This window comes from Microbacterium sp., assembly GCF_031988965.1.
In the GTDB taxonomy this organism is placed as follows: domain Bacteria; phylum Actinomycetota; class Actinomycetes; order Actinomycetales; family Microbacteriaceae; genus Microbacterium.
This window is the reverse complement of sequence record NZ_DALZXX010000176.1, coordinates 1-5,065: the sequence shown is the minus strand read 5'-3', so window position 1 is coordinate 5,065 and position 5,065 is coordinate 1. Positions and strand designations below refer to the sequence as shown.

General features: G+C 68.6%; 4 protein-coding genes and 1 pseudogene. 1 reads left to right on the top strand and 4 read right to left on the bottom strand.

The features are described from left to right. From RTM68_RS16830 to RTM68_RS16815, 4 genes are all read right to left on the bottom strand, one after another. A partial coding sequence (locus RTM68_RS16830) for an ABC transporter transmembrane domain-containing protein (RefSeq protein ID WP_312173141.1) occupies positions 1–1,233 on the bottom strand: 1,233 nt, incomplete at its 3' end. A gap of 156 nt (positions 1,234–1,389) precedes the next feature. Beyond that, the gene (cydB, locus tag RTM68_RS16825; RefSeq protein ID WP_312173139.1) at positions 1,390–2,412 is read right to left on the bottom strand and encodes a cytochrome d ubiquinol oxidase subunit II; all 1,023 of its coding nucleotides are present in this window, start codon (positions 2,410–2,412) and stop codon (positions 1,390–1,392) included. Between the two features lie 14 nt (positions 2,413–2,426). Then, entirely contained in the window at positions 2,427–3,842 is a 1,416-nt protein-coding gene (locus RTM68_RS16820) for a cytochrome ubiquinol oxidase subunit I (RefSeq protein ID WP_312173137.1), read from the bottom strand. A gap of 140 nt (positions 3,843–3,982) precedes the next feature. After that, positions 3,983–4,597, bottom strand: coding sequence for a helix-turn-helix domain-containing protein (locus RTM68_RS16815; protein ID WP_312173134.1), 615 nt, complete (start codon positions 4,595–4,597; stop codon positions 3,983–3,985). Positions 4,598–4,745: 148 nt separating this feature from the next. On the opposite strand from RTM68_RS16815, the pseudogene RTM68_RS16810 reads away from it, so the two are divergent. After that, positions 4,746–5,065 (top strand): annotated as a pseudogene (locus RTM68_RS16810) (DNA repair protein RadA); the annotation flags it as partial.

The following is a 5,065-nucleotide window of genomic DNA, read 5'->3' as shown; positions in this document are numbered from 1 at the left end:
GTCGACCCCGCCGACGGTGGCCGCGCCCTCGAACTCGACCGCGCCGCGCAGCGCCGCGAGCAGACTCGACTTGCCGGCACCGCTCGGCCCCTCGATCAGGGTGATTGTTCCGGGTGCTGCGGCGAAGGCGACAGGCGGCAGATCGCGCACGCGCAGGCCGGCGACGACCAGCTCCCGCGCGTTCCCCGTTCGCAATTCAGCATGAGCATCGCCCGAACCCGCTGTCAGGGCACCCGACGCGCGGATCCCGACATCTCCTGCTGAGTCGTGAACGTCATCCTCCTGAGCCCCGGCCTCATCCAGCACCGCGAACACGTCTTCGGTGGCCGCGACCCCCTCGGCGGCGGCGTGGAACTGCACGCCGACCTGCCGGATCGGCAGGAACGCCTCGGGCGCCAGCAGCAGCACGAACAGCCCGACCTCGAGCGACAGGTCGCCCGACAGCAGGCGGAAACCGATCGCGACCGCGATCAACGCCACGGCGATCGAGGCGAGCAGCTCCATAGAGAAGCCCGACAGGAACGAGAACCGCAGCACCTTCATGGTCTCGCGGCGGTACTCGTCGGCCGTCTTCTCGATCTGCGCGGCGGCGCGGCGCTCGCGTCCGAACAGCCGCAGGGTCGAGAGGCCCTGCACGGTGTCGGCGAAGCGCGCCGCGAGACGCTGCAGCGTCTGCCACTGCCTGCGCTGCACCGTGCGGGTCGCGATGCCGATCAGGATCAGGAAGAGCGGGATCAGCGGCAGCGTGATGACCGCGGTCAGCCCGCTCGGCCAGTCCTGCCACCACATCACCGCGACGAGCACGGGTGTCGCGACCACCGTCAGCACGAGCTGCGGGATGTACCGGGCGAAGTACGCGTCGAGCGCCTCGAGGCCGTGCCCGGCGGTAAGCGCGAGTCCCGCCCGGCTGCGCTGCGCGAGCCAGCCGGGTCCGAGACGACCCACCGCCGCGATCAGCGCGGCGCGCAGCTGCACACCGGTCCGGGCAGCGGCGCGCATGCCCGCGGCATCCGAGGCGGCGATCAGGATCCCGCGAAGGGCGGCCAGGCCCAGTAGCCAGAGCAGGGATGCCGTGACGTCACGCCCGGCGAGCGCGCCGGTGACGGCATCGGTCAGCATCCAGGCGAACGCGATCGTGACCGCGGTCTGCGCGACGCCGATCACGCCCGAGAGCAGCAGGAATCCCCGCGCCGCGCTCGCGTAGCGGATCAGGCGGATGTCGACGGGCTTCACGCGTGGGCTCGTTTCGTCTCGGGCGCGCTCCGCGCGGCCTCGCTCCACGACCGAGTTCCGGGCGCTCTTCGCGCGGCCTCGCTCAACGACCGACTCCCGGTCGTCGAGCGAGCGAAGCGAGACGACGTGACGACACGTCGTCGGTGCAGAAGGGACTCACGCGTGCGCCGGAGCTCCCTCGATCGAGCTGCGGGTGACGCGCTTGCGGAAGATCCAGTAGGTCCACGTCTGGTACGCGAGCACGAGGGGCAGGGCGATCAGCGCGGTCCAACTCATGATCGTCAGCGTATACGGCGTGCTCGATGCGTTCTCGATCGTGAGGCTGAAGGCCGGGTCGATCGTCGACGGCATCACGTACGGGAACAGCGCCGCGAACAGCATCACGACGGCGGATGCCACGGTGCCGGCGCCGAAGGTGAACGCCCATCCGTCGAGCCGGCGCAGCGACGCGACGATCGCCGCCACGAGAGCGAGAGCGGCCACGAGACCGCAGGCGATGACGAAGTACAGCAGCGGCGCCTCGCGACCCGCGGCCATCATGACGGTCCACCCCACGGTGACGGCGGCGGCGAGCACGGTCGGCACGGCCGCGAGCTTCACCAGGCGACGAGCATCCTCGTGCACCTGTCCGTCGGTCTTGAGCGCCACGAACAGCACGCCGTGCAGGAAGAACAGCAGCAGCGTCGTGGCGCCGACGAGCAGCGCGTACGGGTTCAGCAGGGCGAAGAAGCCGCCCACATAGATGTGGTTCTCATCGATCGCCACTCCCTGCACGATGTTGCCGAAGGCGACGCCCCACAGGAACGCGGGCACGGCCGAGCCGATCACGATCATCCGGTCGAAGCCGCGCTTCCACTTCGCCGACTCGCGCTGGTGCCGGTACTCGAACGACACCCCGCGCAGGATCAGCGCGAGCAGGATCAGCAGCAGCGGCAGGTAGAAGCCGCTGAACAGCGTGGCGTACCACTCGGGGAACGACGCGAACAGGCACGCGCCCGCGACGATGACCCAGGTCTCGTTGAGATCCCAGATCGGGCCGATCGTGTTGATGACCTGGCGACGCGAGACGTCGTTCCTGCCGAGGAACGGCAGCGACATGCCCACGCCGAAGTCGAACCCGTCGAGCACGAAGTAGCCGACGAAGAGGAAGGCGACGATCCAGAACCACATGTATTCCATGACTGATCCCTCTCTCAGTACACGACCGACGGCAGCTGGGCCGTCTCCTCGTGGGGCTGTTCTTCGGTGTCGGGGCCCTTCTGGGCCGCCCTGATGATGAGGCGGATCTCGACCACGGCGAGCGCGGCGTAGATCGCGGTGAAGGCGATCAGCGAGATGAGCACCTCGACCCCGCTCACTCCCGGCGAGACGCCGTCCTGCGTGGTCATGAGCCCGAAGACGATCCAGGGCTGCCTGCCCATCTCGGTGAAGACCCAGCCCATGATGTTGGCGGCGAGCGCCAACGGGAACGACCAGATCGCGAGCTTCCACATCCACGGAGCCGGGGGCTTCTTGGCGCCCTTGCGGGTCAGCCACAGGCCGGCGACGGCGACGAGCGCTGCGGCGATGCCGAGGCCGATCATCCAGCGGAACGCCCAGTACGTGACCCAGAGGATCGGGGCGAACTCGGTGAGGCCGGTGTCGGCGAACGTCGTGGCGTACTCGGCGTTCAGGTCGTTGATGCCGTGCACGCAGGCGTCGAACGTGTGCGTCGACAGCAGTGAGAGCAGGTACGGCACGCGGATCGAGAAGAGCTCGGAGCTGCCGTCTGGCGTGCCGAGGGTGAAGATGCTGAAGGAGGCATCCGCACCGCAGACCGTGTTGAAGGTCGCCTCGGCGGCCGCCATCTTCATCGGCTGCGCCGCGTACATCGCGAGGCCCAGCTGGTCACCCGTGAGCACGACGCCGGCGGTCGAGACGATCATCGCCCACAGACCGAACTTCAGCGAGATGCGCATCGTGTCGAAGTGCTGGCCGCGGGCCAGGTGCCAGGCCGACACCGAGATGACCACACCGGCGGCGAACATCAGCGCGCCGAAGATCGTGTGCGGGAAGGCGGCGAGCGCGACGGGGTTCGTCAGCAGCGCCCAGAAGTCGGTGAGCTCGGCGCGGTTGGTCTCGGGGTTGAAGACGTAGCCGACCGGGTTCTGCATGAACGCGTTGGCGGCGATGATGAAGTACGCCGACAGGATGCTGCCGATCGAGACGCACCAGATCGTGGCGAGGTGCAGCTTCTGCGGGAGCTTGTCCCAGCCGAAGATCCAGAGGCCGATGAACGTGGCCTCGAAGAAGAACGCGAGCAGTCCCTCGAACGCGAGCGGGGCTCCGAAGACGTCGCCGACGAAGCGGGAGTAGTCCGACCAGTTCATGCCGAACTGGAACTCCTGCACGATGCCGGTCACAACGCCCATGGCGAAGTTGATCAGGAAGATCTTGCCGAAGAACCGGGTCAGGTGCAGGTACTGCACCTTGCCGGTGCGCACCCATGCGGTCTGGAAGATCGCCGCGACCAGCGCCATGCCGATCGTCAGCGGCACGAAAAGGTAGTGGTAGACGGTCGTGAGACCGAACTGCCATCGAGACAGGACCAGCGGGTCGAGCCATTCCATGAGCCACTCCTTCTTCCGTGCCCTGGTTCTTCTGTGCGCCGGATGTTCTGCGCGCCGGGTCTTCTGTGCGCCGGGTGCCACGCTATTGACCGGCCCGCCGCCCCGCGGGGCCGCAGACCGTGAATAAGACAGATGCTCGCCTAGGCGGCGGTCATCTCCGTCAGGCGCAGCTGCACCACGCACTCAGCCGGCACAGCGCAGTCCGCCGCGAGGGCGGGCGTGCGCACGGCCTCGGCAGCGAGCGGCCCACCGGCTTCGGTGAGCACCCCCTGCATGAGGCCGAGGTGCACGGAGCACAGCATCGGACGGTCTTCGGCGCGACCCGCGGCGTGCGGGCACGGGCTGAGATCGACGGTGAGCTGCTCGTCATCGACGACGGGCTCGAAGCCGCTCTCCTCCAAGTGTTCGATCAGGGCATCCAGCTGGTAGGTCGCATCGCGACCCAGAGCGGATGCGGATGCCGGCAGCACCCGGCGCAGCAGGTCACCGCGCTCGGCGGCGGCCTTGGCCTTGTCGCGAGCGATGGGGCTGGAGGCATCGCTCATGCCGGTCGCGGCACTGTACAGCGTGCGCGGACGTCCGCGGGTGGTGCGGTGCTCGCTGGCCTGGATCACGTAGCCGCCCTCGATGAGGCGCTGCAGGTGCTCGCGCACCGTGTTCGGATGCAGCCCGGTGGCGTCGCACAGCTCGCCGATCGTGCGCTCGGCACGCGACTGCCCGCTGCCGCCTTCGAACAGCGCGTGCAGGATACGCACGCGCGAGAAGCTCGAAATCGGCCCGCAGACGGGCCCGCCATTGGCCATGAACCCAGTATCCCGTTGTGCCAGCGCCCCAGCGAGTGGTTCCGCCGTGAATAATGCCCTCCGCAATAGGGATGTCGGATACCGGCGATAGCCTGGCTGCATGGCCACCCGCAAACCCGCTCCCCCTGCCTATGTCTGCACGGAATGCGGATGGACGACCGCCAAGTGGGTGGGTCGGTGCGGCGAATGCCAGCAGTGGGGCACCGTGCAGGAGCAGAGTGCGCAGACCGGCATCCTGAGTCGTGTCACGCCCCTCGCGCCGACCGCCGCCCGCGCTGCGCGCCCCATCACGCAGATCACCACCGAAGACGCCCCGCGCCGCACGAGCGGCGTCGGCGAGTTCGACCGCGTGCTGGGCGGAGGCATCGTCCCGGGCGCTGCGATCCTGCTCAGCGGCGAGCCCGGCGTCGGCAAGTCGAC